Genomic DNA, 26248 nt, shown 5'->3' with positions numbered 1-26248 from the left:
TGGATAATTGAATCATTGCTGTCTGTTAACTCGCTGCGTCTTTCCAGAACAGGTATGAGTTAGTTCTGGCGACAACATGCTCCCATTCAATAGTATGGAACTTGAAGTGTACGCTTTCGTGTGGTTGTTCATCATTGTGCGTCAACGAATGTGGGTAAACGTAACTGATATCAGTAATGATGGAACCGAGTAGTTTGATTTTGAAATACAGCTCATTGCCACCCGTCGTGCTGGTACGATAAAAAGAGAACTCGCAGGTGAGCGTTTCATTATCGTTGAGTGCTTGTGCAATTAATGGTGTGGACTTATCAATCGGTTTTTTTATCTGGATGGGGAGAAAAGAAACATTATCGGCACGGCTTAAATGACCAAAGAATTCATAAATGAAAATTTCGTCTTCATGGCCGGATTGATATTTATTACCTATTGATGACGATGTGGAGCATCCTGCAGAAATCAAACCCTGTTTGTCACCTTGCAGTGTCAGGTAAATAATGTTGGCCATATATATCCCAGTGGTTGTGTTAGAAGTCCATTTGTAAGTGTTTATATCAGAATGCGAATATTGGTATCAATGAAATTATTGTTTTCTTGATGTGATTATTTCTTTTTGATTAATAAGTGTTTTTATAAGTGGGGGGAAGTACGCCATCATAAATAACATGTTCCTGTTAATTGAAAATGTCATTTTCATGATGGCGCATTGAAATAACGTCAGGCGTAAATATCGTTATTTTGCCGATTAATGACCACCGGGGCGACGGTGGAAAGTAATTGTCGGGTATACGGGTGCTGTGGTTGATTGAAAATCTGTTCCACGGTGCCGCGTTCCACCACGTCGCCGTCTTTCATCACTGCAATCCGATGGCTCATGTGTTGCACCACGCCCAAATCGTGGGAGATAAACACCATCGACAGGTGCAGACGTTGCTGCAACGCGACCAGCAGGTCCAGCACCTGCGCCTGCGTGGTGACATCCAGCGCCGATACCGGCTCGTCGCAAATCAGCACCTCCGGCTCCGCCGCCAGCGCCTGAGCGATGGAGATTCGCTGGCGTTGCCCGCCGGACAATGATTGCGGCCGTCTGACGAGCAACGTTGGCGACAGCCCCACCAGATCCAGCAGGGCAAGAATACGCTGCCGGCGGGCTTGCGGGCTCAGATCACGTCGTAGCCGTAATGGCTGCAGCAGGATCTGTTCAATGGTGAACTGTGGATCGAATGAGCTGAGCGGATCCTGGGTAATGGTTTGAATCCGGGCGCGTAACGGACGACGCTCCCGTTCAGAAAGCGTGCTCCAGGGGCGGCCGGACAAGCGTACTTCACCGCTGTCCGGTGACTGCAACGCCAGCACCACCTTCCCGAGCGTAGTTTTGCCGGAACCGGACTCACCGACGATACCCAGTGTTTCTCCGTGTTCTACCGTCAGCGAAATGTTATTCACCGCCGTCATGCGGCTGCCGTCCGGGCGTTTGAACGAGACGGATACGCCGTCGACTTGCAGTGCCGGCCCATTGTTTGCGCCTGATTCGCCGGCGGAAGAGAGCAGGACCGATGCTTGCGGGCTGAGTGGGTTTTCTCCCGCCAGCCAGTTGCCGCGGGTGGCGGCGGTCGGAATGGCGGCCAGCAGCCGGCGGGTGTACGGGTGTTGCGGCGCGGACAGCACCTGCCGTGCCGGACCGCGTTCCACCAGTGCACCTTTCTGCATCACCATGACCCGATCGGCGACTTGCGATACCACCGCCAGATCGTGGGTGATCAGCAGCACGCCGTGCCCAGCCTGCGCCAGTGCGGTAAACAGCTTGAGTACCTGTTGCTGCACGGTGGCATCCAGCGCGGTGGTGGGTTCATCGGCGATCAACAGTTTTGGCCCGGCGGCCAGCGCCGAGGCAATCAGCGCCCGCTGGCGCAAACCGCCGGACAGCTCATGCGGATATTGTGCCGCGCGATTAGCCGGATCGGGAATGCCGACCTGCGCCAGCAGCTCAGCGACGCGCGTCGCCACGTCGTGACGCGCTGCCAGTTTATGGGTCAGCAGCGGCTCCGCCACTTCCTGCCCGATGCGCCGTAGCGGATCGAGCGATACCAGCGCATCCTGCAGCACAAAACCGATTTCCCGGCCGCGTACCTGTTGCCATTGGCGGGCACTCAGTTGTTGCAGATCGCACCGGCTGCCGTCGTGGCGCACCAGCTCAATGGCATTGGCCTGAATCTGCGCTCGTTCACCCGCCAGCCCGACCAGCGTGCGGGCGGTGACCGATTTACCGGAGCCGGATTCCCCCACCAGCGCCAGAATTTCACCGGGATTGACCTGGAAAGAGAGGTTACGTACCGACTCCACCGGCCCATGCGGGCTGGGGAAGGTGACGTTTAGCCCTTCGACGCGCAACAACGGCTGCGAAGTAGACTGACTCATGCCGCCCCCTTGGCCAGAATGGCCTGCAAACGCCTGCCCAGCAGGGTGATGACGATGACCGACAGCGCTACAACGCTGGCGGGAAACAGGCTGACCCAAGGCGCGATATCCAGAAAGTTGCGGCCGTCGGCCAACAGCGCGCCCCATTCAGCGGTAGGCGGCACCACGCCAAGCCCGAGGAAACTCAGCGCCGAGGCGGACAACACCGCATTGCCCACGCCGATGGTTGCCAGAATCAACAACGGCCGTAAGGTGTTGGGAATGATATGGCGCACCACGATGTACAGCGGATGTTCGCCCAGCGCGACGGCGTGCTCCACGTAGCCGGACAGTTTTACCTGCAACACCTGCGATCGCACCAGTCGGGCATAACCGGCGACGCCGGCCAACCCGACCGCCAGCAGTGTGTTTTCCGGGCCGCGGCCCAGCACCGCGATCACCAGCAGCGCCAGCAACATTTCCGGGAACGCCAGCATGATATCCAGCAACCGCACCAGTAGGCGGCGTACCGGCAACGGCGCCAGTGCCGACAACGCGCCCAGCAACACACCGCCGAGGCAGGCTGTTAGCATCGCGCCGACGCCGATGCTCAGCGACAGCGAAGTACCGTACACCACGCGGGTGAACACATCGCGCCCGAGCGGGTCGGTGCCGAACCAATGGTCTGCGCTGGGGGGCTGGAGCACCGCCTCCATGTCCATCTCATCCGGCAGGCGGTGCGTGAACAGCGATGGGAAAAACACCGCCAGCAGCAACAGCAGCACGGCGGCGGCCGGCAACAACGTTGCCGGTGCCAGCCAGGGGCTGCGATAAGCGGTGCGATGGAACGTGCGTATCCGCATCAGAGGCTCACTACCTGTTACAGGTTTCGGGGGTAATGGCTTATAGGTTAAAGGTTCACTGCTCATGGGCGCTCGCCTTTTTTCTCAAACGGGGGTCGATCAGCAGATATAACGCATCCACCAGCAGGTTGATGACGACAAACAGCAAGGCGGACAGCATCACCAGTCCCAGCACCAGCGGCATGTCGCGGCTTTCGATGGCGTGCAGGGTAATCTGGCCGATGCCGGCGCGGCCGAACACGGTTTCGGTCAGTACCGAACCGCTCAGCACGCCTGCCAGCAAAGTGCCGGTCAGCGTTGAGGCCGCCAGCGCGCCGTGGCGCAGACCATGGCGCAGGCGCAGCCAGCTTTCGCTGACGCCACGGGTACGCACCGTCAGCGCGAATGGCTGCGACAGCGCCTCTTCCAGTCCGTCGCGCAGTACCTGGCTCAGCAGCGCCGCCAGCGGCAGACTCAGGGTGACGACCGGCAACACCAGCGATATCAGCCCGTCGTTGCCCATCACCGGAAACCATTGCAGGCGGAAACTGAACACGCTAAGCAGCACGATGCCGACCCAGTAGACCGGCGTACTGAGTAGCGTCAGTTCCAGCCAGGACATCAGCGCCCGTAGCCGGGCATGGCGCCCGGCGGTCAGCAACGCGTTGAGAATTGACAGCAGCAAAGCCAGTGCTAACGCGCTAATCGCCAGCTGGACGGTTTCCCGCATGGCATCGCCAATCAGTGCGACTACCGGTTGGCGGTACTGATAGCTGATGCCGAAATCGCCTTGCAGTGCCTGTCCGCAGTAACGCAGGTATTGCATCCACAGCGGCTGATCGAGCCCAAACTGCTTGATCAGCGCCGCCCGGTACGCCTCATCCACCACGTTATCGCCGCCGCTCAGGATAGCCACCGGATCGCCGGGGATCAGTTTGACGGCAATAAACGTCAGTGTGGCTGCGCCCCAGAGCACAGCCACGATGGTGAAGAGTCGCTGGAGAGCCGTGACGGCCAGGTTACGGTTTAATCCAGACATCATAGAAGTTCGGTTTGGCGTTGGTGGCCCAGCTAATGCCCTGCACTTTCTTCGACAGGCCCAACTGGTAGGCTGGAACGAACAGCGGCACCGCGTAAGCCTGATCAAGCAGCTCACGCTGGATTTCGCTATACAACTGCTGGCGTTCGGCATCGCCGGCGCCGATGGCTTTTCTCAGCTTGTCATCCAGCGAGTGGGTGCGGGTGAAGTTGTTGCCGTTGGGTGGAATGTAGTTAGAGTCGAACACCGTGCGCAGAATATCCGGTTCGGCGCGTACAAAGTAGTTAGAAGCGATGTCGTAGTCGTTATCGTTGGTGCGGCTGGTAAAACCTCCGCTGTCCACCGGATTGAGCTGGACGTCGATACCGGCCTTTTTCACCTGGAACTGTACCGCCTGAAACAGGGTTATCTCCGCCGCTTCCGACGAACCGGTACTGTAGACGAAATGCACCGTCAGGCGTTTGCCGTCTTTGGTGCGGTAACCTTCGCCGTCTTTGGTTTTCCAGCCTGCTTCGTCCAGCAACTGATTGGCTTTTTTCAGGTCAAAACCCCCCAGCGCGGCGGCGGATTTGTCGTAATACAGCGTGGATGGGCCAAGAACGCTATCCGCGGCTTTCAGCGTGCCGAAGAACGCGACTTTCGTTGCCGAGGCGGCATCCACCGCATGCAAGAAGGCGCGGCGTACGTTGACGTCCTGAAACGGGCCTTTAGAGGTGTTCAGGTAGAGCACGCGGTTAACGCCGGGGTTTTCTCGGGTGATCACATCCAGGCGGGTATCTTTTTTCAGTGCGGCGGCATTGGCCGGCGGCACGGCGTCAATCGCCTGTACCTGGCCGCTGCTCAATGCGCCAAGGCGCACTGACGATTCCGGCAGGTATTTGAATTCGATTTTATCCAGATACGCCGGACCGGTATGCGCGGCATAACCCGGCCCCCAGTGGTAATCCGGACGTTTTTTCAGGCGGCTACCGCTGCCTTTGACGAACGATTCCAGAATAAACGGCCCGGAGCCGACCAGCGTGTTGCTGGTATTCGGGGTATTTTTCAGGTACGTCGGCGACTGAATACCTAAATACGGCAGGCTCAGCCCCTGTAACAGTGCGGCAAACGGGCTCTTATAGCTGATCACCACCGTGTAGTCGTCTGGTGTGGCGATGTTATCGATCGGCCCCAGCAGCGATTTCGCGTAACTGGAGGTGGTTTTCGGGTCGAGAATACGGTCCAGATTGTATTTCACCGCCGCCGCATCCAGTTTGGTACCGTCACTGAACGTGACGTCTTTACGTAGGTGGAAAGTATAACGGGTGTTGTTGTCGTTGATTTCCCAGCGTTCAGCCAGCCAGGGGGTAAAACGGTTGTCTTCCGCCTGACCAACCAGCGAATCTACCACGTTGCGAGCGACCAGCGCCGCCACGGAGTAAGCGGTAATCGAGGGGTCGATCACCGGGGTGTCGCTGCCGAGCCCGATATTGAGCGTACCGCCCTGCACCGGGGTTGTGGTCGCGTCTGCCGCGTTGGCGAAAGGCGATGCGCTTACCGCCAGGGACAGCAACCCTGCGGTGAGTAAGGCGTGTCGTGATGTTTTGTTTGCCACAGAGTGTGTCGCCATTCCCTGAATCCTCAAAAATCAGCGTAGAAAGAAGAAGTGTAGCTATAACCACGTACTCTAGGGAGGGGATCGTATGATGTAAAAGCATAAAAAATTATTTTTAATGCCTAAAAAGGTATAAAGATAGGATGACGGCTAACGTACCTGTTTTCCGACGCTTTTGCATAAAGGCCCGGTATACCAGATAGCGTATTTATAGGCGAACAGGGCACCTACGGTAACCAGAGCACTTAATACTGTCTTTTTTTTCCATCCCAAGATTCATCTTCTCTACTTGTCATTGCTATACCCTAAGCTGGCTCGGGAATATAATTTCTTCATTGAACTATAAAAAATATTAAAAGACAGGACGTCTGACTCTGCTATCGGGCAGTTTTTTGCTGTTTACGATGTGGTTTGATGCTGTTGTGGTAGGTCGTAGGGGCAGCATTTTGTTGATGGTGGCTGTTGCCGGTAAATCATCTTTGCAGCGTTTCAGGCAGGCCACCCATTCGGATGGCCGGTGATGACGACGATGATTACTGCGCGTGTTGTGCTGTCAGCGTATTGTCTTCTGACTGGTGGGTGATGCGGTTACGCAAGTCACGCCGTGCCAGTTCCGCCACCCAGAAACAGAACATGTGGCCGAAGATTTCGGAGAAGTGCTCGGCAAACGGTTGGTCCCACGGTGCAGGGACAGTACCGAATAACGGCAGCAGCACCACGTGAAAGACCACCCACAGTACCAGACCGTAAAAAGCACCTTGCCAGAGTTTGATGCGTGGCCAAAATTCCGCCGCCACACAATACAGCACAGTAAACGTAATCGAGAAGCCGAAATGCATGATGAAACTCATGATCGGCCGAGGATTGCCATTGAACAGATAGGTCAGATGCGAAAGATCAAACGACATGCCAAGCTGTTGTAATAATTGCTGGGGCGGGTTGGTGAGATCTCTTTCCGGGGTGCGTGGCGGGAAGGGAATTTCCCAGCCGAATTTGGCTATCGCGCAAATGATGCCGGCAATAATGCCAATCAGCACCGCCAGTATGATCTTTTCCTTTACAGTACGAGCTTGCATAGTCTTTCTCCTTGGAATAAAAACGAAAAGACGAACAGTGAATGAAACCCCAGAGCAGGTTGGTACATGGATAAACCATGACACCTGAATTAGGTTTCGATGCACTTTCCTTTAAATGATTACGATCGTCTTTGTGAAAAGTATACGCCTTTATATTCCGATGTTCGAGTATTACTCATTCGCACTATCCATCTGATAGGTCAATTGTTTTTCTAATTATGAAAAATGTATTCGTTCATTGGCGTGATATGACTATTAATGAGTTCTTGTGACGGAAATGTATATTAAATAACGTGTTAAACGGATTATTATGTTTGAGAAAATCAGTGTGTAATAAATGAAGTGTGTTTTTATTTGGTTCGGATAATTTCAATTTAAAATAATTAAATGATGTCTTATTAATGGGAAATAATTAGCATCACTCGCTTTTGAATATATTTATGGTGGCCGTTATCTGATATTCAGGTCGTCGCGATTCAGGAAAACGTCATTCAAGAAAACATCACGCAGGGAAAACAGGGCAGGTATATCGGGCGACGGACTGCGCCAGAATGCACGCAGTCCGAGGGGGCAGCTTATCCGGCGTGATCCAGCCATTCCGGCAAGTCATTCAGCCCCATCGCCTGACGTACCAGTGTCGGCTTGATGCCCGGCAATGTATCCGCCAGCTTCAGGCCGACATCGCGCAGCAGGCTACTGACCGGGTGGGAACCGGCGAACAGGGTACGGAAGCCCTGCATACTCGCCAGCATCATCGCGGCACTGTGCTTACGACGCCGCTCGTAGCGCCGCAGATACAGGTGCTGGCCGATGTCTTTCCCTTGTGCCTGTAGCCGTTTAAGCTCGGCAATCAGTTCCGCCACATCCATAAAACCAAGGTTGACGCCCTGGCCTGCCAGCGGATGAATGGTGTGTGCCGCATCACCCGTCAGCACCAGCCGGTGGGCGGCAAAACTGCGGGCATAACGCGCGGTGAGCGGGAAGGTTTGCCGGTCGCTCTCCAACTGACACAGCCCCAGCCGCATATCGAAGGTGATGGCCAGTTGCCTGACAAATTCTTCGGCAGGCAGTTCGCGCAGTTGCTGAGCGCGTTGCGGCGGCAGCGACCAAACAATGGAGCTGAGATGCGGGTCGCTGAGCGGCAGAAACGCCAGAATACCTTCGCCGTGAAAGACCTGACTGGCAGTAGCGCCGTGCGGCTGTTCAGTACGGATGTTGGCGACCAGTGCATGATGGCCGTAGTCCCAAAAGGTCAGCGGAATGTCGGCGTGTTGTCGCAGCCAGGAGTGCGCGCCGTCTGCTCCGACCACCAGCCGGGCGGTGAGCATGCCGCCGTCTTCCAGCGTAATGAAGGCTTCGTTCTCGCCCCAGGCGACCTGCCGCAGCGCAGCGGGTGCCAGCAGGGTGATATCCCGCGACTGGGACGCTTGTTGCCACAGCGCCCATTGGATAACGTCGTTTTCGATAATGTGGCCGAGGCGGGAAAAACCGAACTCTTCGCCGCAAAAACGAATATTGCCGAAGCTGTCTTTATCCCAGACATACATGTCGTTGTAAGGGCTGAGTCGCTGTGCGGCAATGCCCGACCAGACGTTGAGCTTGCGCAGCAGTGCTTCGCTGGCGGCATTGATGGCGGATACGCGAAGCGCATGCGGGCCATTTGCCAGCGGTTCGGTGGTGGCCTGCTTTTCCAGCACCGCAACGCTCAGCCCACTGCCTTGCAGACCGCAGGCCAGCGCCAGCCCGACCATTCCCCCACCGGCGATAACCACATCAAATGATTGCATAGAGCATGAATTCCTGTCTGTTTAACGTTCCACCCAGCCCAGCGTACGCCGTGCCAGCACGTCACGCAGCAGCGGCAGATTGTTCATCGCCATTAGCCCCAGATTCCGCCCGACTTCCATCGGGAACAGGCGGTTGGAAAAGACACGCACCAGCCCGTCGGTCAACGCGACGGTGGTGTGCTGATCCGGTTGGCGGCGGTGTTGATAGCGTTGCAGTACGGTTTGGCTGCCGGGATCTTCCCCTTGTTCAACCGCTGTCACCAGCGTCTCCGCCAGCGTCATCACGTCGCGCAGGCCGAGGTTGAATCCTTGTCCGGCGATGGGGTGCAGGGTTTGCGCCGCATTGCCTACCAGCGCCATACGGTGGCTGACATGCTGATTAGCGGCCGACAGCGCCAGCGGGTAGCTATGGCGCTTACCGATATGGGTGATGGCGCCGAGCCGCCAGCCGAATGCGTGCTGTAACCGCTGACGAAATTGCGCATCACTCCAGCCGGCTATTTCGGTCTGTTGTGATAGCGGGTGGCACCACACCAGTGAGCTACGGCCTTTACTCATCGGCAGTAGCGCCAGCGGGCCGTGGGCGGTGAAGCGCTCATAAGCCCGGCCCTGATGGGCTTGTGCCGTGGCAACGTTGGCGATAATCGCCACCTGGTCATAAGGCGTGTGCTGCCATTGAATGCCTGCGTATTGCGCCAGCCGGGAGCGCGAACCGTCGGCGGCCACCAGTAGTTGCCCGTTCAGGCGAGTACCGTTGTCCAGCCACAGTGAGACGTTATTTTCTCCCCGTTGCAGGCTGTCTACCGTTGCCGGGCAATGCAACCGTACACCGGGCGCATGTTGTAATAACGAGAACAGACGTTTGCCGACATCGTGCAGTTCGACCACGTGACCCAACGCCGGCACCCGGTAATCGCCGGCTTGCAGCTGTACCCGCCCGGCGTGGCCCTGATCGCTGACGTGTACGCGGGTGATCGGGGTCGCGATGGGGGACAGCGTTGACCAGACGCCGATGGCGTCCAACTGCATACAGGTGCCCTGCGCCAGTGCAATGGCGCGGGCGTCAAAACCGGGGTGTTGGTCTTCCTGCGGCGAGCGGGTTTCGATCAGGTCCACCGGGAGCCGCCCACCGGACAGATGGGAGATCGCCAGCGCCAGCGTTGCACCCGTCATTCCGCCGCCGACAATCATGATGGTCATGAGACGCGCCCTGCCGCCCTTGCCATCAGTGCTTCGATTTCATCGGGATCTTTGACGACGTCACCGGTCAGCACTTCATTACCAGTTGCCGTGATCACGATGTCGTCTTCAATACGAATACCGATGCCGCGATATTCCGCCGGCACATCGGCATCCGGCGCGATGTACAGACCCGGCTCCACCGTCAACACCATGCCCGGCTCCAGCGTGCGGCCGCGATCGGCGGTGCCGTAGTCGCCGACGTCATGCACATCCATACCCAGCCAGTGGCTCAGGCCGTGCATGAAAAACGCCCGGTGCGCCTGCTCGGCGAACAGCGTGTCGACATCGCCTTGCAGAATGCCGAGTTTGATCAGACCGCGCAGCATGATACGCACCACTTCCTCATTCACTTCGCGGATACTGCGGCCCGGTGCGAACATGTCGATCGCGCGCACTTCCGCTGCCAGCACGATGTCGTAAATAGCGCGCTGCGCCGGAGTAAATTTGCCGTTAACCGGGAAAGTGCGGGTGATGTCGCCTGCGTAGCCCAGGTATTCGCATCCGGCGTCGGTCAAGACCAGATCGCCGTCGCGCATCTGACATTCATTTTCGGTGTAGTGCAGGATGCAGGCGTTTTCGCCGCTGCCGACAATGGTGTTATACGACGGGTAACGCGCGCCGTGACGGTTGAATTCGTGGTGGATTTCGCCTTCCAACTGATATTCGAACATGCCGGGGCGGCATTTTTCCATCGCACGGGTGTGGGCCAGCGCGCTGATTTCGCCGGCACGGCGCAGGATGTCGATTTCCGCCGGAGACTTGAACAGACGCATTTCGTGTACCCACGGCCGCCAGTCGGTCAAGGTCGCCGGTGCGCTAAAGCCTTTGCGTGTACCGCCGGTACGCAAGGTATCGAGCGCGGCGAACACCAGTTTGTCGGCGTAAGCGTATTCGCCCTGTGCATGGTAGACCACATCCAGACCATTAAGCAGCAGATGCAGTTGTTCGCCGATTTCGCTAAACGGCAGCGCGCGGTCCACGCCCAGTTTGGCGGGGGCCGCTTCCTGGCCGAGACGTCGACCGAACCAGATTTCAGCGGTGACGTCGCGCACCCGGTTGAACAGCACGGTATGGTGGTGGTTTTCGTCGCTCTTGATCAGCAGCAGGGCGGCTTCCGGCTCGTTGAAGCCGGTGAAATACCAGAAATCGCTGCTCTGGCGGTAAGGATAGTCGCTGTCCGCGTTACGTTGTGCTTCCGGCGCCGCGAACAGAATCGCCGCGCTGCCGGGGACCATTTTGTCCAGCAGAGCCAGACGTCGGCGGAGGTACTCTTGTTGGTTCATTACCTGCTCCTGAAAAGGGCATCAATGCGGCATGGCGTTAATGCAGAATGGCGTTAATGCAGCGTCGGTTTTTTTTGCTCCGGCGCAGTCCGCACCGGGCGGATAAATTCGTTATGGCACATGATGGCCGCCACCCGCACGTATTCAATCACTTCTTCCAGCGATTGCGCCAGTTCGTCCTTGTCTTCATCCTCGTCGTAGCCGAGTTGAGCGATGTCGCGCAGGTCATCAATCGCTTCTTTCAGCTCGCCCTGCATTTTGCCCAGGCGAGGCTGAACGACGCCGAGGCCAAGCAGGAAATGGTTGACCCATCCGGCCAGCGCATCGGCGCGGTCAAAGACGCTAACGTGTTCCAGCGTGTCGTCCGGCAGGAATAACTGGAACATAAAACCGTCGTCTTCCAGCGTGTCGCGGGTAACCTGATACAGTTGTTGCAACGGCTGGGCCAGCGTTTGCGGGAAGGCCATACCGTCGTTGGTCAGTTCAAACGTCAGCGTTTTCCAACTGTCGTCGTGGTTGCCGCCGCATAACATACCGCTTAACAGGCCGTGCATTTCGGCAGCGGTCAGCGCAACCTGATGCTGTTTTAATAGCTGGTCGATAGCGTCGTAACCGGGGAGTGTATTCTGTATAGACATGAGCATTCATCGTCGTTGGCAGGTCGTTCGTGTTATGCTACCACCAAGCTCCGTTGCTATACCAGCAAGCTCCGTCGCCAGACGTATACCCAATGGATTCAAGCGACAGGACAACCGGCTTTCGTTTTGAGCAACGTCCCTATCACTGACGATCTTATGGGTATAATAAAGGGCTTGTATCTTCTATTTTGGATATATATAGTAGCGCCCGCTTTTTCCCGGCACCGTCACGGGCCGCGCAGCGGATGTCCCTCACGCGGGCGTGAAACGAAATAAGGCAGGAAGGTGACATGTCTGCACAACCGGTAGATATTCAGATTTTTGGCCGTTCGTTAAGAGTTAATTGTCCGCCAGAACAGCAGGATGCGCTGAATCAGGCTGCGGAGGATCTTAACCAGCGGTTGCAGGACCTCAAGGTGCGTACTCGGGTGACGAATACCGAGCAACTGGTGTTCATCGCCGCACTTAATGTGTGCCATGAGCTGGCGCAGGAGCGGTTGAAAACCCGCGATTATGCCGCCAACATGGAGCAACGTATTCGCATGTTGCAGCAGACGATAGAACAGGCGTTGCTGGAGCAAGGCCGTATTACCGAGCGTCAGGACGCGCAATTTGAGTAGCGCGTCTCGTTTTGACAAAAGTACGTTTTTTTTGGGTAACACATCGCTGCCAGACGTGATAAGGTAGCTTTGAAAGAACAAAATTTCTCTGAGATGTTCGTCAGCGGGCAAGTCCCCTGAGCCGATATTTCAACCAACAGAATGTAACGATCCGTAGTTGGTGAGCACGCTCGGTTCGGCCGAGAAGCCTTAAGATTGCGACGTTGCGTTCACCTTGAACCAAGGGTTCAAGGGTTACAGCCTGCGGCGGCATCTCGGAGATTCCCTCTCGTTTATCCCCTGTTAATTGCATGACAGACAGTGACTGCGCATGAATTCAGCCGGTACTTCTTCCGATCTCTCTTCCGTTACCTCGTTACGCCAGCAAATTCGTCAGCAGGTTCGTCAGCGTCGTCGCGCGCTCAGTCCTGAGCAGCAAGCGGTTTTTGCCCATCAGGCGGCTGAACGGGTGATGGCGAATACGCGTTTGGCTGATGCCGCACGCGTCGCGGTGTTTTTGTCGTTTGACGGCGAACTCAATACCCGGCCATTGATCGAAGCGTTATGGCAACGACAAAAACAGGTTTACTTGCCGGTGTTGCACCCGTTTTGCGCCGGGCATCTGCTGTTTCTACGCTATGCACCGGAAACGGAGCTGGTGTGGAACCGGTTAAAGATTCAGGAACCGCGGCTGGATGTGCGCGACGTATTGCCGGTTGAACAACTGGATGTGCTGCTGACGCCGTTGGTGGCGTTTGATGCCGACGGGCAACGGTTGGGCATGGGCGGTGGATTTTATGACCGCACGTTGCAACACTGGCGAGCGCGCGGTCCTTATCCTATCGGGCTGGCGCATGACTGCCAGCAGGTGACGGCGTTACCGGTAGAAAGCTGGGACGTGCCGTTGCCGGAAATCATCACGCCTTCTCAGCACTGGCGCTGGTAACGCGGGTTGCGAGCCTGTGAGCGGCGGCGGGGTTAGCCTACCGCTGGCATCGGTGTTTGCTGGTCGTGCCCGAGCATCTGCTGCACCAGCTCCACGCAGCGCAGAAAGCGGCTGTCGTAGTCGGATTCGGTGACATGAACGTACGGCACGTTATTTTCCGCCAGCATATTCTTAAGCACATCCTGAAACGCTTTGCGATCCGCCGCGCTGCCAAGACTGCGCAAGCCATCCGCCACCCAGGGGGTGTTGTTTTCCAGCAGAATCACCAGATCAAAGCGGTACTCTTCAACCAGCGCCTGCACGAACGGGTGTTCACGGCCTTCATACTTTTTGCAAAACGCCTGCGTAGTGATGAAATCGGTGTCGATAAACGCCACCTTGTTGGCGTATTTCACAGCGAAATCAATATACTGAGCCTGGCCGAGGGCGATTTTGTCGTAATCTGAATACTGTAGCGCCATTTCGTCGCCGCCCAGATGGGAGAACACGTAATCCCGGCCGTATTCCCAGGCGCTGGTAGTGTTGAATATATTGGCTAATTTGTTGACCATCGTGGATTTGCCGCTGGATTCTCCCCCCAGAACCGCCACGGTGCGCACGAAGAACGGCTTCACCTCGGTGGGGATATACTCCCAGTAGCGGAACGGATCCTGACGGATCTGCGCGCCGCTGATGCTCATAAAGGAGCGTTTCGGGTCGATCAGCACGGCTTCAATGCCGAGGTGTTCTTTGTACTGCAGCGCGTCCTGCTCTTCACTGGTATAGACGTATTGAGGGTCGATACCTTTTTCCGCCATGAATTGTTTGATGCCGCGGCTCCACACGTCCCAGCCGTGCGGGTAGGGTTCCATGCCCTGTTCGTTGAAGGCATGAATATGGATATTTTTCTGATACTTGAAGGTTTGCAGCAGCCAGCGCAGGCGATCGCTGACGGTGGGTTGTTGCGACATGGAGCTGTGTTCAAACAGCAGGCGGTCGCGCGGCTCATCGTAGCCCAGAATCACATGCAGTTCGTCCACCTGGCTGCAGGCGCGCTGAATCAGGTAAATGTGGCCGGTATGCAGCGGGTAGAACTTGCCGAACACCACGCCGATGCTTTTTTGCTGATAAGGGAATTCCAGCCCCAGGAAACGGTGCAGCGACTCCAGTTTCTGCGCGCTGGGACTTTTGATTTTGGCATTGAGCAACTGGCTCAAATAGCCTTTGGTCATACCCGCGGCGTCGGCGACCTGTTGCAGGGTACAGCCTTTTTGTCTGATGGCTGTTTTCAGGTAATCGTAGGGAGACATGGTCTGATACTCCGATGTAGCGGATAACGCTCTGCCATATTAACGTTCCGGCAAGTAAAGCCTAATGGAAATTACAGATCATCCAGGATCGCCAGTGCGTCCGAGAGTTTTTTCGCCCCCATCACCTGCATATTGGCGGGCGGTTTTTTCGGCATATTGGCAAACGGCACGATAGCACGCTTAAAACCATGTTTGGCGGCTTCGGTGATACGCTCCTGGCCGCTTGGCACCGGGCGGATTTCACCGGCCAGCCCGACCTCGCCGAACACCACCAGATCCTGCGGCAACGGCCGGTCGCGAAAGCTGGAGACCAGCGACAGCAGCAGCGCCAGGTCGGCGCTGGTTTCCGTGACCTTGACGCCGCCCACCACATTGACGAACACGTCCTGATCCGACATCTGCAACCCGCCGTGGCGATGCAGCACCGCCAGCAAGATAGCCAGCCGGTTTTGCTCCAGCCCGACGGCGACCCGACGTGGATTCGCCATCATCGAGTGGTCCACCAGTGCCTGAATTTCTACCAGCAGTGGCCGGGTGCCTTCCCATACCACCATCACCGAACTGCCCGACGTGATTTCATCGCCCCGGCTCAGGAAAATGGCGGACGGGTTATTGATTTCCCGTAGCCCTTGCTCGGTCATGGCGAATACGCCCAGTTCGTTGACGGCGCCAAAACGGTTTTTGTGGCTGCGCAGGGTACGGAAACGGGAATCGGCGTCACCGTCCAGCAGCACCGAACAGTCGATGCAGTGTTCCAGCACTTTCGGGCCGGCCAGCGAGCCGTCTTTGGTGACGTGGCCGACCATGACGATCGCCACGCCGCGGGTTTTGGCGAAGCGCGTCAGGTAAGCAGCGGTTTCCCGCACCTGCGCCACGCTGCCGGGAGACGACTGGATATCCGCCAGATGCATCACCTGAATGGAGTCGATCACCATCAGTTTCGGCTGTTCCTGCTCGGCAATCAGGCAAATTTGCTCAATGCTGGTTTCCGACAGCATATTAATGTGCTGGGCGGGCAGGCCGAGGCGGTGGGCGCGCATCGCCACCTGCTGGAGGGATTCTTCGCCGGTGACATACAGGGTTTTCATCTGCTCGGCCAGCTTGCACAGGGTTTGCAGCAACAGCGTACTTTTACCGGCGCCGGGGTTGCCGCCGATCAGAATGGCGCTGCCGGGCACCACGCCGCCGCCCAGTACCCGATCGAACTCCTGAAAACCGGTGGAAAAGCGCGGCAACGCTTCCAGACTGATTTCCGACAGTTTCTGCACCCGGCTGACGCTGCCGCTGTCCCCGGCGTAACCGGAAAAACGGTCGCTGCGTGAGGAGGAGGACGCGGCGGCCAGGCGCACCTCGGTGATGGTATTCCAGGCGTGGCAGGCACTGCATTGCCCCTGCCAGCGTGGGTAGTCGGCCCCGCATTCATTACAGACAAAGGCGCGTTTGACGGCTTTGGCCATGAATTCCCTCCTGTTTACTGCGCTGGCTTTTTTACTGCGTGTTATCGCCGGTTGTATGCTGTGGCTCAGCTCTTTTCATGCCGCAGGCTACCGCTAAGAATGCACAATACGCCGGTCAGGTCGGCATGGCGAATGCTGACCGCGCTCTGTTCGTTAACTTTGGGTTTGGCGTGATAGGCAATGCCCAGCCCGGCTGCTTTGATCATCAACAGATCGTTGGCGCCGTCGCCGATGGCAACGGTTTGATGCGGTGGGATCGCCAGCTTTTCCGCCAGTTGACGCAGCGTATCGGCTTTATATTTCGCATCGATGATGGGGCCTGTCACTTCACCGGTCAGTTTCCCGTCTCGCATCCCCATTTCGTTGGCGACTGCCGCCACCAGACCCAGCTCATCACGCAGGTAGTCGGCGAAATAGGTGAAGCCGCCGGACGCGATAGCCAGATGCCAACCCGCCTCCTGCAACTGTTTAACCATGTTTTTCAACCCCGGCATCAGCGGCAGCGTTTCCCTAACCTGACGCAGAATGTTGGCGTCGGCGCCTTTCAGCGTGCCGACACGCTGGCGCAGACTGGCGGCAAAATCCAGTTCGCCGCGCATGGCGCGTTCGGTCACTTCCGCTACCAGCTCGCCGGTGCCGGCCAGTTTGGCGATTTCATCGATACATTCGATCTGGATGGCGGTGGAATCCATGTCCATTACCAGCAGGCCGGGCGAACGCAAACTCGGGGTATTGCCCATCGGCGCGACATCCAGCCCCAGCTCGTGAGCGACTTTGGTGATGCGCGGCGTCAGAATGCCGGCCAACCGCACCACTTGATAGTCGTCCACGCTCCAGGCGCTGACAACCACCAGCGGATCATCCAGACGGCGCTGGATACGGGATAACAGATATTTGTCGAGCACATCGCCATACATCAACCAGCCGGTATTGCCGGCGCGGTAGTCGAGCGGCATGACTTCATCGTCACTCAGCGATAGCGGTAAATTTGGCCAGCAGTTGATCTCATCGGGCAGATCGCTATAGGTCAAACGGTTCGACATGGGTTAAATATCCTTTCCTGCGGGTAGTGGCATGACGGGGTGGATGGTCACAAATCAACGCAACAAGCTATCCTATCGCCAACGCTTCTGGCAACATGAAAGTATCCAAATCGCGCAGGTATTCCCATGGTTCGGGCCCGGATTAAATTTCGCTTACATCGCACGGTCATTGTGCTGATCTGTCTGGCACTGCTGGTCGTTTTACTGCAAGGGGCGTCTTATTTCAGCCTGAGTCATCAGATGGCGCGTTCCGAGCAAGTAGAGGAGCTGGCGCGTACGCTGGCGCGGCAGGTGGCATTTAATCTGACGCCGTTGTTGGAAAGTAACGTCGATAACAGCAGCAAAATTGAGGAAACGTTGCAGCAACTGACCGATCACAGCCGTATTCTCGATGCCGCCTTATACTTGCAGGATGGCACGCTGGTGGCGCATGTGGGTGAGCAGGTCGCCGTGCGTGACCGGCTGGCGCTGGACGGGAGCCGCGCCGGCAGCTACTTCAATCACCAACTGGTGGAACCGCTCAACAGTAAAGAAGGGCCGATCGGTTTTCTGCGTATTACGCTTGATACCCATGTGCTGGCGACGGAAGCGCGTCAGGTGGACAACACTACCAACATTCTGCGGTTGATGATCCTGATGGCGTTGGCGATAGGGATTATTTTGGCCCGTACCCTGTTGCAGCATCGCCGTTCCCGCTGGCAACAGTCGCCTTATCTACTGACTGCCAATGCGTCGGTTCAGGATGATGAGCCCGCCAATGACGATCACCCGGCCGTGCCGGACGACAACAAAACCCATCAACCCTGAGACAAGGCTGGCCGGTCACCGACGTCGCGTCGCCACCATAAACAGGCGCGGGTAGGTCGTTTGCGTTATCTCCGCCGTGTTTGCGTGATGATTGATTGTGCCGGGCCGCTAAATCGGAGAAAATGCTGCGCTTATCCATCTGTCGCTACGATGCCTGTCACTTAAGCCAGTGTGGGGGAAAACGCGTGTAAAAGTGCTTAGAGGAATCTTTCAGCCGTTTGGCCGTGCTTACCGCGTGCCCTGATGGCTTAACTGATTGGCATCAGACAGGTTTATCTGTCTCTGTTTTCTATTTTGTCTGGTGCGGCATTCCTTATGTGATGAGTTGTCACGTGGTGGGTGTCGGCGCCTCACTAGCTAAAGAAGCCTGAATAACATGTCTCCAAGTGAATACGCCCGCGAAGTCTCGAAACGTCGGACATTCGCCATTATCTCTCACCCCGACGCCGGTAAAACCACCATTACGGAAAAAGTGCTGCTGTTCGGACAAGCGATTCAGGTCGCCGGTACGGTCAAAGGGCGCGGCTCCAACCAGCATGCCAAATCCGACTGGATGGAGATGGAAAAACAGCGTGGTATCTCGATCACCACCTCGGTGATGCAGTTCCCTTACCGCGAATGTCTGGTCAACCTGCTGGATACCCCAGGGCACGAAGACTTCTCGGAAGATACCTACCGTACGCTGACCGCCGTCGACTGCTGTTTGATGGTGATCGACGCCGCCAAAGGCGTTGAGGACAGGACCCGCAAGCTGATGGAAGTGACCCGTCTGCGCGATACGCCGATCCTGACTTTCATGAATAAACTCGACCGTGATATCCGCGACCCGATGGAATTGCTGGACGAGGTAGAAAACGAACTGAATATCGCCTGTGCGCCGATTACCTGGCCGATTGGCTGCGGCAAGCTGTTCAAAGGCGTGTACCACCTGTACAAAGACGAAACCTATCTTTATCAGAGCGGTATGGGGCATACCATTCAGGCGGTGCGCATTGTCAAAGGGCTGGATAACCCGGAGCTGGATCAGGCGGTAGGTGAAGATCTGGCGGCGCAGTTGCGCGAAGAACTGGAACTGGTGAAAGGCGCGTCGCACGAATTCGAGAGCGATGCGTTCCTGAATGGCGAGCTGACGCCGGTGTTTTTCGGTACGGCGTTGGGGAACTTCGGCGTCGATCACATGCTGGACGGGCTGGTATCCTGGGCGCCGACGCCGATGCCGCGTCAGACCGATGCACGCGTGGTCAGCGCCGACGAAGAAAAATTCACCGGCTTTGTCTTCAAGATTCAGGCCAACATGGACCCGAAACACCGCGACCGCGTGGCGTTCATGCGCGTGGTGTCCGGCCGCTACGAAAAAGGGATGAAGCTGCGTCAGGTGCGTACCGGTAAAGACGTGGTAATTTCGGATGCGCTGACGTTCATGGCCGGCGATCGTTCCCATGTGGAAGAAGCCTGGCCTGGCGATATTATCGGCCTGCACAACCACGGCACCATTCAGATTGGCGATACCTTTACTCAGGGCGAAGATCTGAAATTCACTGGTATTCCCAACTTTGCGCCGGAGCTGTTCCGTCGTATCCGCCTGCGTGACCCGCTCAAGCAGAAACAGTTGCTCAAGGGGCTGGTGCAGCTTTCCGAAGAGGGCGCGGTGCAGGTGTTCAGGCCGCTTATCAACAACGACCTGATCGTCGGTGCGGTCGGGGTGTTGCAGTTCGACGTGGTGGTTGCGCGCCTGAAAACCGAATACAACGTGGAAGCGGTATACGAATCGGTTAACGTCTCTACCGCCCGTTGGGTCGAGTGCGGCGACGTGAAGAAATTCGAGGAGTTCAAACGTAAGAACGAGTTGAATCTGGCGCTGGATGGCGGCGACAACCTGACGTATGTAGCACCGACGATGGTTAACCTCAATCTTGCGCAGGAACGTTATCCTGACGTGAAATTCCACAAAACCCGCGAGCATTGATCGTCGGTTTGCCGCCCACTCCGTCTGGCGTGGGCGCGCTTTTGGTATTAGCCAATCATCAGATAGGCGCTGAGTGATCAGTGCATGCTGGCTTTTTCCCGTTGTTTTCCCGCCCCAGACAAATCCGAAATCACCGCTTGCCGCGCTTCCGGCGCTGGGCTTTTGACTGCCGTTGTCTATAGTTAACGCTGTGTTACTTTTTTGGTTTATTTAACTTTTACCTTATTCAATAGCAGCTTGTTGTTTTTATTTTATTGGATTGAATGACTGAATAATCTGATGTCGGTGTGGCGGAACGTTCCGGATTGAGCGTCGTCGCCAGGGTGAAGCCGGCTACAACGATAAGGAAGGTATCGATGAAAAAGACCAAGATTGCACTTTCGACGAAATATGTCTTTTCGGCTCAACATGCACTTTCACTGGCGGCGGTATTACTGGGTACGGTGCTGGTGAGCGGCCAGGCTCAGGCGGAGCAGGAAACGCTGGTTCAGCAGGCGCAGCGCATCGCGGATACGGCCGGTAAAAAAATCGATAGCTCCATACAACAGGCCACGAACTATGTGGATGACAGCACCCTCACGGCCAGGGTGAAAGGGGCGCTGATAAAAGATGAAACGCTTGACAGCAACGATATTGCCGTCGCTACCCACGATGGCGTGGTGACGCTCAGCGGTTTTATCGCCAGCCAGCAGATGGCGACCAACGCGGTGAAAATCGCCGCCCAGACCGAAGGGGTAAAATCGGTTAGCGATAAATTGCAGGTGAAGGATGGCAGTGGCATGCAGTCGGTTACCGGGTATGCAGACGACGCGCTGACCACCAGCACCATCAAAGCCAAACTGTTGGCGGATGACATCGTGCCTTCCCGCCACGTTAAGGTGGTCACCCAGGATGGCGTGGTGCTGTTGACCGGCCAGGTGGCGAATCGGGCGCAGGCCGATCGGGCGGAGGCGATTGCCAAGACCGTAAGCGGCGTCAAAAGCGTGAAGAACGAGCTGACGGTGAAATCCTGAGAGCGTCCCCCGCCGGTGAGTTCTTCTGGTCATTGAGGCCGGGTCCATACGTTTGTCATATTGCGTCGTCACACTAGCGGCGTGGTTGTTATCCGACGTTTGACTGGCAGGGGGTCATCATGATGAATCTGGATGTCGCTATTGGCAGATGGAAGCAATGGAAGGGATGCCTGTGGGAGCTGTGGGCCGAGTGCGTTGACAGCGATGGCGCCTGGGTATCGGGAAACCACGATTTTCTGGCGGGTGTGATGCAGGAATATTACGGAAAAGAGCAGGACAAGGTATCCTCGGAACATGATGGCGTGCATTGAGGATAGCCCTTGCCCACTGATTCTTTCTCCGACGCGGTATCCGCTAACGTAACGACGGCCAGCGAGCCTGATCGCCGGCAGGCGGCGGCCGTTGGTTTGATTGATACCCATTGCCACTTTGATTTTCCCCTGTTTGCCGACGATGCGGCCGGCAGTCTGGCACTGGCGGCGCAGGCAGGCGTCGGCCGCCTGATTGTACCGGCCGTGGCCGCCGAGCATTTTGACCGGGTCATGACGCTGAGTCGGCGTTGGCCTGCCTTGTACGCCGCGTTGGGGCTGCATCCGCTGTATATCGCCGGACATCAGGAGGCGCACCTGGCTGAACTGGCATCGTTACTGGCCCAGGCACATCCCCGATTGGTGGCGGTGGGGGAGATTGGTCTGGATTTGTACATGCCGGAACCACAATTCGAACGCCAGAAAGCGTTTTTGGGCGCACAACTTAAGCTGGCGGCCAGACATGATCTGCCGGTTATCCTGCATTCCCGCCGTAGCCATGACCAGCTGGCGCAGATGCTGCGTCGTTATCCACTTGCTTGTACCGGCGTGGTGCATGGCTTTGCCGGCAGTTACGATCAAGCCATGACGTTTATTCGTCTGGGTTACTATATCGGTGTTGGCGGCACGATCACCTACCCCCGCGCCAACAAGACCCGTCAGGCGATTGCGCGCCTGCCGCTCGACCGGTTGTTGCTGGAAACCGATGCACCGGATATGCCGGTGTGCGGGTTTCAGGGGCAGCCCAATCGCCCGGAGCGGATTACCGCTGTGTTCGACACCTTGTGTGAACTGCGCCCGGAATGGCCGCAGGTCATTGCTGGAACTCTGCTTGCCAATACACTGCGGTTGTTTCCCGGGTTGCAACCACCCGCATCGCCCTAACCAACCTGCCGTCAGACGACATCGTTTTTATTTATTCCGGTCTTATTTTCTGGTTTGTCACGGCTGGCGCTTATCGCATTAATTGCTTTACTTAACGCTATTCCCGACGGCGTTGCCCGGCTGGCTCATCGTATCGGCGTGGCGTGATATCACCTGACGCACGACGATTGCTATTCTGGCTGACACGGTTAGGCTATATGGCGCTGCGGCGTCTGGATATCGCCCATTTCGGGCTGGAAACGGCGTCGGCGGGCAGGTCAACGGATAGTTTGGCTGATAAATTGCCCCGTTGAGCGTCGGTATTGCCGGTTTCTTTCCGGCGCTGGCATAACCCTCGTCGGTGTTTTACCGGTTGCATTGGATTGACAGGCCGTCGGTGAAACATCGTCTTATTTTACCGGGTGGACGGAGAGGTACATGATTCGCACCCGGCCGCAGAGTGCAGTGACATGCTTTCTTCATTTATTAAAGATATTGAGTGGTTAACGATTTATCAGGCCGGGAATACGGCCGTTTACCCTGGACATTGCGCTCGCTGCCATTTTGATTTGTCGGCATACCGTGATGAGTTGTTCGCTTTGGCGGGGCTTCCCGTGCCGGCGGAGATTGCGCGTTCGGTGCCGAAACGTCGCGCCGAGTATCTGGCGGGGCGTTATTTGGCGCAAATAGTGCTCTCCCGACTCGGCGTGGCGGGGTATGTGCTGACCAGTGCGCGCGATCGCTCGCCACAGTGGCCGCAGGGGATCGCCGGTTCCCTGAGCCATAATGCCGACAGCGTGCTGTGCGCCGCGCATCCATGCAATCAGGCGATGACGTGCGTGGGGCTGGATATCGAAACCCGGATGAGCGCCGAACGTGCCGACAATCTGTGGCCCGGCATCGCCGACGAGATTGAGTACGACTGGCTGCACTCCCACGATCCGATCAGTTTCGCCAGTATGCTGACGCTGAGCTTTTCGGCTAAAGAGAGCTTGTTTAAGGCGCTGTATCCACAGGTGAAACGTTACTTTGATTTTCTGGATGTGCGTATGGTCGAGCTGGATACCGTGCAGCAAACGTTCACGCTGCAACTGTTGATCGATCTGTCGCCCGATTACCTGATGGGGCGGCGCTTTTCAGGGGCTTACCAACTGCGGGAAAGCGATATCACCACGTTTCTCTTTAACTGAATGCCATAACCCACAAAGCAGGGAGCGATGAACATGAATATGACGGGCAACACGATACTGATTACCGGAGGTGGGTCCGGCATTGGGCTGGGGCTGGCGGCGGCATTTTACCAGCGGGGTAATCAGGTGATCATCGCCGGGCGGCATGAAACGACGTTGCGGCAGGCGGCGGCGCTTTTCCCCGGCATGATCTGGCGCGTGCTGGATCAGCGAGATCCGCTGGCCGTCAGCGCGTTTGTCGCCCAGTTGACGCAGGATTACCCGGCACTCAATGTGCTGATCAACAACGCGGGTATCCAGCGACGTGAAGACCTCACCCAGCCGGATCCGCAACTGATCAACGACACGATATCGACCAATCTATTGGGGCCGCTATGGTTAACCAGCGCATTAACGCCGCATCTGCTGGAACAACCGCATGCGGCGTTGCTGAATGTGACGTCGGAGCTGGCGTTTTTGCCGCAGGCGATTACCCCAACCTATTGTGCCAGCAAAGCGGCGCTGCATGCTTACACCGAGGCCCTGCGCTGCCAATTGCGGCAAACCTCGGTCCGGGTGGTCGAGATTATTCCGCCTTGGGTACAAACCGGTTTGCAGGGCGACCACGGTTATGACCCCCGGGCGATGCCGCTGCCGGATTTTATTGATGAAACGTTGGCCTTGCTGTCACAACAGCCGCAGTTGGATGAGATAGTCGTTGATCGTGCGCGTGCATTGCGGTTTGCCGAGCGTGACGGGGTGTATGCCGAGCGCTTTTGGGCATTCAATGTCGAGCCGGGGAGCTGACGGCTAAAACAGCTATCGTCATAGCCTTTGGGGCGATGAATATCTCCGCCTGTCGTCCTGCCATGATGTGGTATCAAAATGTAATATTTAATGTTTTTTGATGTGTTTTGGGCTGTGCGCTTGCCAGAAATTTAGCCTCCCGGCTGCGACAATTTTCCTGCAATGCTACGGTGATTTTATTTTTCCTATTTAAAATTAACGAATTAATATTCGTGAAATTCTCGCTATCTTGCCCGTGTATGCGATTTTCGCCGATCTATTTTACTTTACATTGACTAATCTCTGAGGTTAACACGCCGATAAACAATGTAATGTTTTGTATAACTTTAGCGATCACGTGCCCTCTGAAAGGAAAAAAATAATGCATACCACAGCCCTGCCTTCCTCGTCGTCCGGTGTGAGTTCCTGGCACCATTGGCGGCTGATGCCGATGTTCAGTTCGATCATCGGTGTCATCCTGATCCTGTTCGCGCTGGCGATAGGGTTTTCGGTTCATTTCCTGATGCGCAGTAACAGCTCCCTCAATGACGTGACGGCGGAAATTCAGGTTCGTCTGGGGGTATCCAACAGTTCCAACCACTTGCGTACTGCCCGACTGATGTTGATTCAGGCCGCGGCGGCAGCCAAAGAGGGGGATAAAGACACCGCCAACAGCAGTATCCAGCAGGCGGAAGGACGCCTGAAGCAATCGGCGGATAGCTTCGCGGCTTATCAGAGCCGTGAAGTCAAAACGCCGGCCGACCTGGCGCTGGATGATGCGCTGCAACAGCGCTACAACGATTACGTCAGCAATGGCGTCAGGCCGATGCTGGAGGCGGTGAAAGCCGGCCGTTACGACGATGTGGTGGCTATCGAATGGAAACAGACCCGCAAACTTGATCTTGCCTACAATGAGGTGTTGCTGAAAGTGGTGGCGATCCGCACTCAGCGGGCGGAAGCGCTCAACAGCGGGGCGCAGCAGGAATCGGTATTGGGTTACAGCGTGATGGCCGCCAGCTTTGTGGTGGCGGTGCTGGTGTCGTTGTTTACCTACCTGTGCCTGCGCCGGGTGATTATCAACCCGATGCGGGCGTTGGTTGAACGCATCGAACATATCGCTTCCGGCGATCTCACCATGCCGCTGGCGCAATGGGGACGCGGTGAAATCGGCCAGTTGGGTCACTATTTGCAAAACATGCAGCAGTCGCTGGCGCGAACCGTCAGCAATGTGCGTCACGGGGTTGAGGCCATTTATCAGGGGATTACTGAAATTTCCGCCGGCAATAGCGATCTCTCCTCCCGTACCGAAGAACAAGCCTCTGCGCTGGAGCAGACTGCCGCCAGTATGGAACAACTGACGTCCACGGTGCGCCATAACGCCGACAACGCTAACCATGCCAGCCAACTGGCGGGTAATGCTTCCGGCAAGGCCCGACAGGGCGGCGAGCTGGTGGGTGGCGTGGTGAAAACCATGGGCAACATCCATCAGAGCTCAAAAAAGATTTCTGAAATTACCAACATTATTAACGGGATTGCCTTCCAGACGAATATTCTGGCGCTTAACGCGGCGGTAGAAGCGGCGCGCGCCGGCGAGCAAGGGCGTGGTTTTGCGGTGGTGGCGGGCGAGGTGCGTTCTCTGGCGCAGCGCAGCGCCCAGGCGGCCAAAGAGATCGAAGGGTTGATCACCGAATCGGTGGCATTGGTGGAAACAGGCTCCGATCAGGTCAGCCGCGCCGGGGAAACGATGCAGGATATCGTCAGCGCCGTGACCAGTGTGACGGACATTATGGCGGAGATTTCGGTGGCATCGCAGGAGCAGAGCAAAGGTATCGATCAGGTGGGTCAGGCGATTAACTCTATCGACAACGTCACCCAGCAAAATGCGGCGTTGGTAGAGCAGGCGACCGCGGCGGCGACGTCACTGGCTGAACAGGCCGCCGGCTTGAACCAGGCGGTGTCGGCGTTCCGTATCGACGGTATGGAGCGTCAGACTGCGATGAGTCCGGCGCCCCGTTCCGCGGCGGCTCACACGGCGCTGCCCAAAACGCTCTCCGGCGCAAAAAAGGCGAAAACCAGCAACGATGACTGGGAAACGTTCTGAGTGAC

The 26248-nt window shown here is 56.7% G+C and carries 23 protein-coding genes and 1 other RNA gene; 11 read left to right on the top strand and 13 right to left on the bottom strand.

Annotated features, from left to right (window positions below; genetic code table 11):
* Window positions 1-25 precede the first annotated feature (25 nt).
* The 10 genes from DCH402_RS18015 to DCH402_RS17970 form a co-directional block, all read right to left on the bottom strand.
* Window positions 26-505 carry an Hcp family type VI secretion system effector gene (locus DCH402_RS18015; protein WP_040002618.1) on the bottom strand — a complete coding sequence of 160 codons (480 nt, stop codon included), beginning with the start codon at window positions 503-505 and terminating at the stop codon, window positions 26-28.
* A gap of 209 nt (window positions 506-714) precedes the next feature.
* On the bottom strand, window positions 715-2415 hold the full coding sequence (locus DCH402_RS18010) for a dipeptide ABC transporter ATP-binding protein (protein WP_040002616.1): 1701 nt from the start codon (window positions 2413-2415) through the stop codon (window positions 715-717).
* Window positions 2412-3323, bottom strand: coding sequence for an ABC transporter permease (locus DCH402_RS18005; RefSeq protein ID WP_081642185.1), 912 nt, complete (start codon window positions 3321-3323; stop codon window positions 2412-2414). Before DCH402_RS18005 ends, DCH402_RS18010 begins: the two co-directional genes overlap by 4 nt.
* A complete protein-coding gene (locus DCH402_RS18000; RefSeq protein WP_040002613.1) occupies window positions 3313-4278 on the bottom strand; it encodes an ABC transporter permease in 966 nt (321 codons plus the stop codon). Before DCH402_RS18000 ends, DCH402_RS18005 begins: the two co-directional genes overlap by 11 nt.
* Entirely contained in the window at window positions 4256-5884 is a 1629-nt protein-coding gene (locus tag DCH402_RS17995; protein ID WP_050583330.1) for an ABC transporter substrate-binding protein, read from the bottom strand. Before DCH402_RS17995 ends, DCH402_RS18000 begins: the two co-directional genes overlap by 23 nt.
* A gap of 518 nt (window positions 5885-6402) precedes the next feature.
* Window positions 6403-6945, bottom strand: coding sequence for a YagU family protein (locus DCH402_RS17990; protein WP_040002611.1), 543 nt, complete (start codon window positions 6943-6945; stop codon window positions 6403-6405).
* Between the two features lie 575 nt (window positions 6946-7520).
* Complete coding sequence (gene ubiI, locus DCH402_RS17985; RefSeq protein ID WP_040002610.1) at window positions 7521-8732, bottom strand: FAD-dependent 2-octaprenylphenol hydroxylase; 1212 nt, start codon at window positions 8730-8732, stop codon at window positions 7521-7523.
* 21 nt (window positions 8733-8753) lie between these two features.
* Window positions 8754-9932, bottom strand: a complete 1179-nt coding sequence (gene ubiH, locus DCH402_RS17980; RefSeq protein WP_040002608.1) for a 2-octaprenyl-6-methoxyphenyl hydroxylase — start codon at window positions 9930-9932, stop codon at window positions 8754-8756.
* Complete coding sequence (gene pepP / locus DCH402_RS17975) at window positions 9929-11257, bottom strand: Xaa-Pro aminopeptidase (RefSeq protein ID WP_040002606.1); 1329 nt, start codon at window positions 11255-11257, stop codon at window positions 9929-9931. The genes ubiH and pepP overlap by 4 nt, the downstream gene beginning before the upstream one ends.
* Window positions 11258-11310: 53 nt before the next feature.
* The gene (locus tag DCH402_RS17970; RefSeq protein WP_040002605.1) at window positions 11311-11895 is read right to left on the bottom strand and encodes a YecA/YgfB family protein; all 585 of its coding nucleotides are present in this window, start codon (window positions 11893-11895) and stop codon (window positions 11311-11313) included.
* Between the two features lie 290 nt (window positions 11896-12185).
* Here DCH402_RS17970 and zapA point away from each other — a divergent pair, with 290 nt between their 5' ends.
* From zapA to DCH402_RS17960, 3 genes are all read left to right on the top strand, one after another.
* Window positions 12186-12515 (top strand): cell division protein ZapA, encoded by a 330-nt coding sequence (gene zapA / locus DCH402_RS17965; RefSeq protein WP_040002603.1) that lies wholly within the window; start codon window positions 12186-12188, stop codon window positions 12513-12515.
* Window positions 12516-12597: 82 nt separating this feature from the next.
* Window positions 12598-12780, top strand: a non-coding RNA gene (ssrS, locus tag DCH402_RS21710) — 6S RNA.
* A gap of 45 nt (window positions 12781-12825) precedes the next feature.
* Window positions 12826-13440, top strand: coding sequence for a 5-formyltetrahydrofolate cyclo-ligase (locus tag DCH402_RS17960; protein WP_040002601.1), 615 nt, complete (start codon window positions 12826-12828; stop codon window positions 13438-13440).
* A 32-nt stretch (window positions 13441-13472) separates the two neighbouring features.
* Here DCH402_RS17960 and nadR read toward each other — a convergent pair whose 3' ends face one another.
* The 3 genes from nadR to serB form a co-directional block, all read right to left on the bottom strand.
* The gene (gene nadR / locus DCH402_RS17955) at window positions 13473-14729 is read right to left on the bottom strand and encodes a multifunctional transcriptional regulator/nicotinamide-nucleotide adenylyltransferase/ribosylnicotinamide kinase NadR (protein WP_040002600.1); all 1257 of its coding nucleotides are present in this window, start codon (window positions 14727-14729) and stop codon (window positions 13473-13475) included.
* Between the two features lie 71 nt (window positions 14730-14800).
* The gene (gene radA, locus DCH402_RS17950; protein ID WP_040002599.1) at window positions 14801-16186 is read right to left on the bottom strand and encodes a DNA repair protein RadA; all 1386 of its coding nucleotides are present in this window, start codon (window positions 16184-16186) and stop codon (window positions 14801-14803) included.
* Between the two features lie 65 nt (window positions 16187-16251).
* Complete coding sequence (gene serB, locus DCH402_RS17945; RefSeq protein ID WP_027713216.1) at window positions 16252-17229, bottom strand: phosphoserine phosphatase; 978 nt, start codon at window positions 17227-17229, stop codon at window positions 16252-16254.
* Between the two features lie 126 nt (window positions 17230-17355).
* Between serB and DCH402_RS17940 the strand changes: the two genes are divergently transcribed.
* From DCH402_RS17940 to DCH402_RS17905, 8 genes are all read left to right on the top strand, one after another.
* A complete protein-coding gene (locus tag DCH402_RS17940) occupies window positions 17356-18036 on the top strand; it encodes a YtjB family periplasmic protein (RefSeq protein WP_040002597.1) in 681 nt (226 codons plus the stop codon).
* A 376-nt stretch (window positions 18037-18412) separates the two neighbouring features.
* Window positions 18413-20002, top strand: a complete 1590-nt coding sequence (gene prfC / locus DCH402_RS17935; RefSeq protein WP_040002595.1) for a peptide chain release factor 3 — start codon at window positions 18413-18415, stop codon at window positions 20000-20002.
* Between the two features lie 356 nt (window positions 20003-20358).
* Window positions 20359-21015 carry a molecular chaperone OsmY gene (gene osmY / locus DCH402_RS17930; RefSeq protein ID WP_050583329.1) on the top strand — a complete coding sequence of 219 codons (657 nt, stop codon included), beginning with the start codon at window positions 20359-20361 and terminating at the stop codon, window positions 21013-21015.
* A 122-nt stretch (window positions 21016-21137) separates the two neighbouring features.
* Window positions 21138-21326 (top strand): CsbD family protein, encoded by a 189-nt coding sequence (locus DCH402_RS17925; RefSeq protein ID WP_027713212.1) that lies wholly within the window; start codon window positions 21138-21140, stop codon window positions 21324-21326.
* A gap of 96 nt (window positions 21327-21422) precedes the next feature.
* Window positions 21423-22208, top strand: coding sequence for a TatD family hydrolase (locus DCH402_RS17920; RefSeq protein ID WP_040003716.1), 786 nt, complete (start codon window positions 21423-21425; stop codon window positions 22206-22208).
* Window positions 22209-22657: 449 nt separating this feature from the next.
* Window positions 22658-23377 carry a 4'-phosphopantetheinyl transferase family protein gene (locus DCH402_RS17915; protein WP_040002593.1) on the top strand — a complete coding sequence of 240 codons (720 nt, stop codon included), beginning with the start codon at window positions 22658-22660 and terminating at the stop codon, window positions 23375-23377.
* A gap of 33 nt (window positions 23378-23410) precedes the next feature.
* Complete coding sequence (locus tag DCH402_RS17910) at window positions 23411-24163, top strand: SDR family oxidoreductase (RefSeq protein ID WP_040002591.1); 753 nt, start codon at window positions 23411-23413, stop codon at window positions 24161-24163.
* A gap of 361 nt (window positions 24164-24524) precedes the next feature.
* A complete protein-coding gene (locus DCH402_RS17905) occupies window positions 24525-26243 on the top strand; it encodes a methyl-accepting chemotaxis protein (protein WP_040002590.1) in 1719 nt (572 codons plus the stop codon).
* Window positions 26244-26248 lie beyond the last annotated feature (5 nt).

The organism is Dickeya chrysanthemi NCPPB 402 (assembly GCF_000406105.1).
Taxonomy (GTDB): Bacteria; Pseudomonadota; Gammaproteobacteria; order Enterobacterales; family Enterobacteriaceae; genus Dickeya; species Dickeya chrysanthemi.
This window is presented reverse-complemented; position numbering and strand designations above follow the sequence as displayed.

What these genes read in the sequence shown, in the direction of transcription:
- DCH402_RS18015 (WP_040002618.1), bottom strand. Translation starts at nt 505, where the DNA reads ATGGCCAACATTATTTACCTGACACTGCAAGGTGACAAACAGGGTTTG.
- DCH402_RS18010 (WP_040002616.1), bottom strand. Translation starts at nt 2,415, where the DNA reads ATGAGTCAGTCTACTTCGCAGCCGTTGTTGCGCGTCGAAGGGCTAAAC.
- DCH402_RS18005 (WP_081642185.1), bottom strand. Translation starts at nt 3,323, where the DNA reads ATGAGCAGTGAACCTTTAACCTATAAGCCATTACCCCCGAAACCTGTA.
- DCH402_RS18000 (WP_040002613.1), bottom strand. Translation starts at nt 4,278, where the DNA reads ATGATGTCTGGATTAAACCGTAACCTGGCCGTCACGGCTCTCCAGCGA.
- DCH402_RS17995 (WP_050583330.1), bottom strand. Translation starts at nt 5,884, where the DNA reads ATGGCGACACACTCTGTGGCAAACAAAACATCACGACACGCCTTACTC.
- DCH402_RS17990 (WP_040002611.1), bottom strand. Translation starts at nt 6,945, where the DNA reads ATGCAAGCTCGTACTGTAAAGGAAAAGATCATACTGGCGGTGCTGATT.
- ubiI (WP_040002610.1), bottom strand. Translation starts at nt 8,732, where the DNA reads ATGCAATCATTTGATGTGGTTATCGCCGGTGGGGGAATGGTCGGGCTG.
- ubiH (WP_040002608.1), bottom strand. Translation starts at nt 9,932, where the DNA reads ATGACCATCATGATTGTCGGCGGCGGAATGACGGGTGCAACGCTGGCG.
- pepP (WP_040002606.1), bottom strand. Translation starts at nt 11,257, where the DNA reads ATGAACCAACAAGAGTACCTCCGCCGACGTCTGGCTCTGCTGGACAAA.
- DCH402_RS17970 (WP_040002605.1), bottom strand. Translation starts at nt 11,895, where the DNA reads ATGTCTATACAGAATACACTCCCCGGTTACGACGCTATCGACCAGCTA.
- zapA (WP_040002603.1), top strand. Translation starts at nt 12,186, where the DNA reads ATGTCTGCACAACCGGTAGATATTCAGATTTTTGGCCGTTCGTTAAGA.
- DCH402_RS17960 (WP_040002601.1), top strand. Translation starts at nt 12,826, where the DNA reads ATGAATTCAGCCGGTACTTCTTCCGATCTCTCTTCCGTTACCTCGTTA.
- nadR (WP_040002600.1), bottom strand. Translation starts at nt 14,729, where the DNA reads ATGTCTCCCTACGATTACCTGAAAACAGCCATCAGACAAAAAGGCTGT.
- radA (WP_040002599.1), bottom strand. Translation starts at nt 16,186, where the DNA reads ATGGCCAAAGCCGTCAAACGCGCCTTTGTCTGTAATGAATGCGGGGCC.
- serB (WP_027713216.1), bottom strand. Translation starts at nt 17,229, where the DNA reads ATGTCGAACCGTTTGACCTATAGCGATCTGCCCGATGAGATCAACTGC.
- DCH402_RS17940 (WP_040002597.1), top strand. Translation starts at nt 17,356, where the DNA reads ATGGTTCGGGCCCGGATTAAATTTCGCTTACATCGCACGGTCATTGTG.
- prfC (WP_040002595.1), top strand. Translation starts at nt 18,413, where the DNA reads ATGTCTCCAAGTGAATACGCCCGCGAAGTCTCGAAACGTCGGACATTC.
- osmY (WP_050583329.1), top strand. Translation starts at nt 20,359, where the DNA reads ATGAAAAAGACCAAGATTGCACTTTCGACGAAATATGTCTTTTCGGCT.
- DCH402_RS17925 (WP_027713212.1), top strand. Translation starts at nt 21,138, where the DNA reads ATGAATCTGGATGTCGCTATTGGCAGATGGAAGCAATGGAAGGGATGC.
- DCH402_RS17915 (WP_040002593.1), top strand. Translation starts at nt 22,658, where the DNA reads ATGCTTTCTTCATTTATTAAAGATATTGAGTGGTTAACGATTTATCAG.
- DCH402_RS17910 (WP_040002591.1), top strand. Translation starts at nt 23,411, where the DNA reads ATGAATATGACGGGCAACACGATACTGATTACCGGAGGTGGGTCCGGC.
- DCH402_RS17905 (WP_040002590.1), top strand. Translation starts at nt 24,525, where the DNA reads ATGCATACCACAGCCCTGCCTTCCTCGTCGTCCGGTGTGAGTTCCTGG.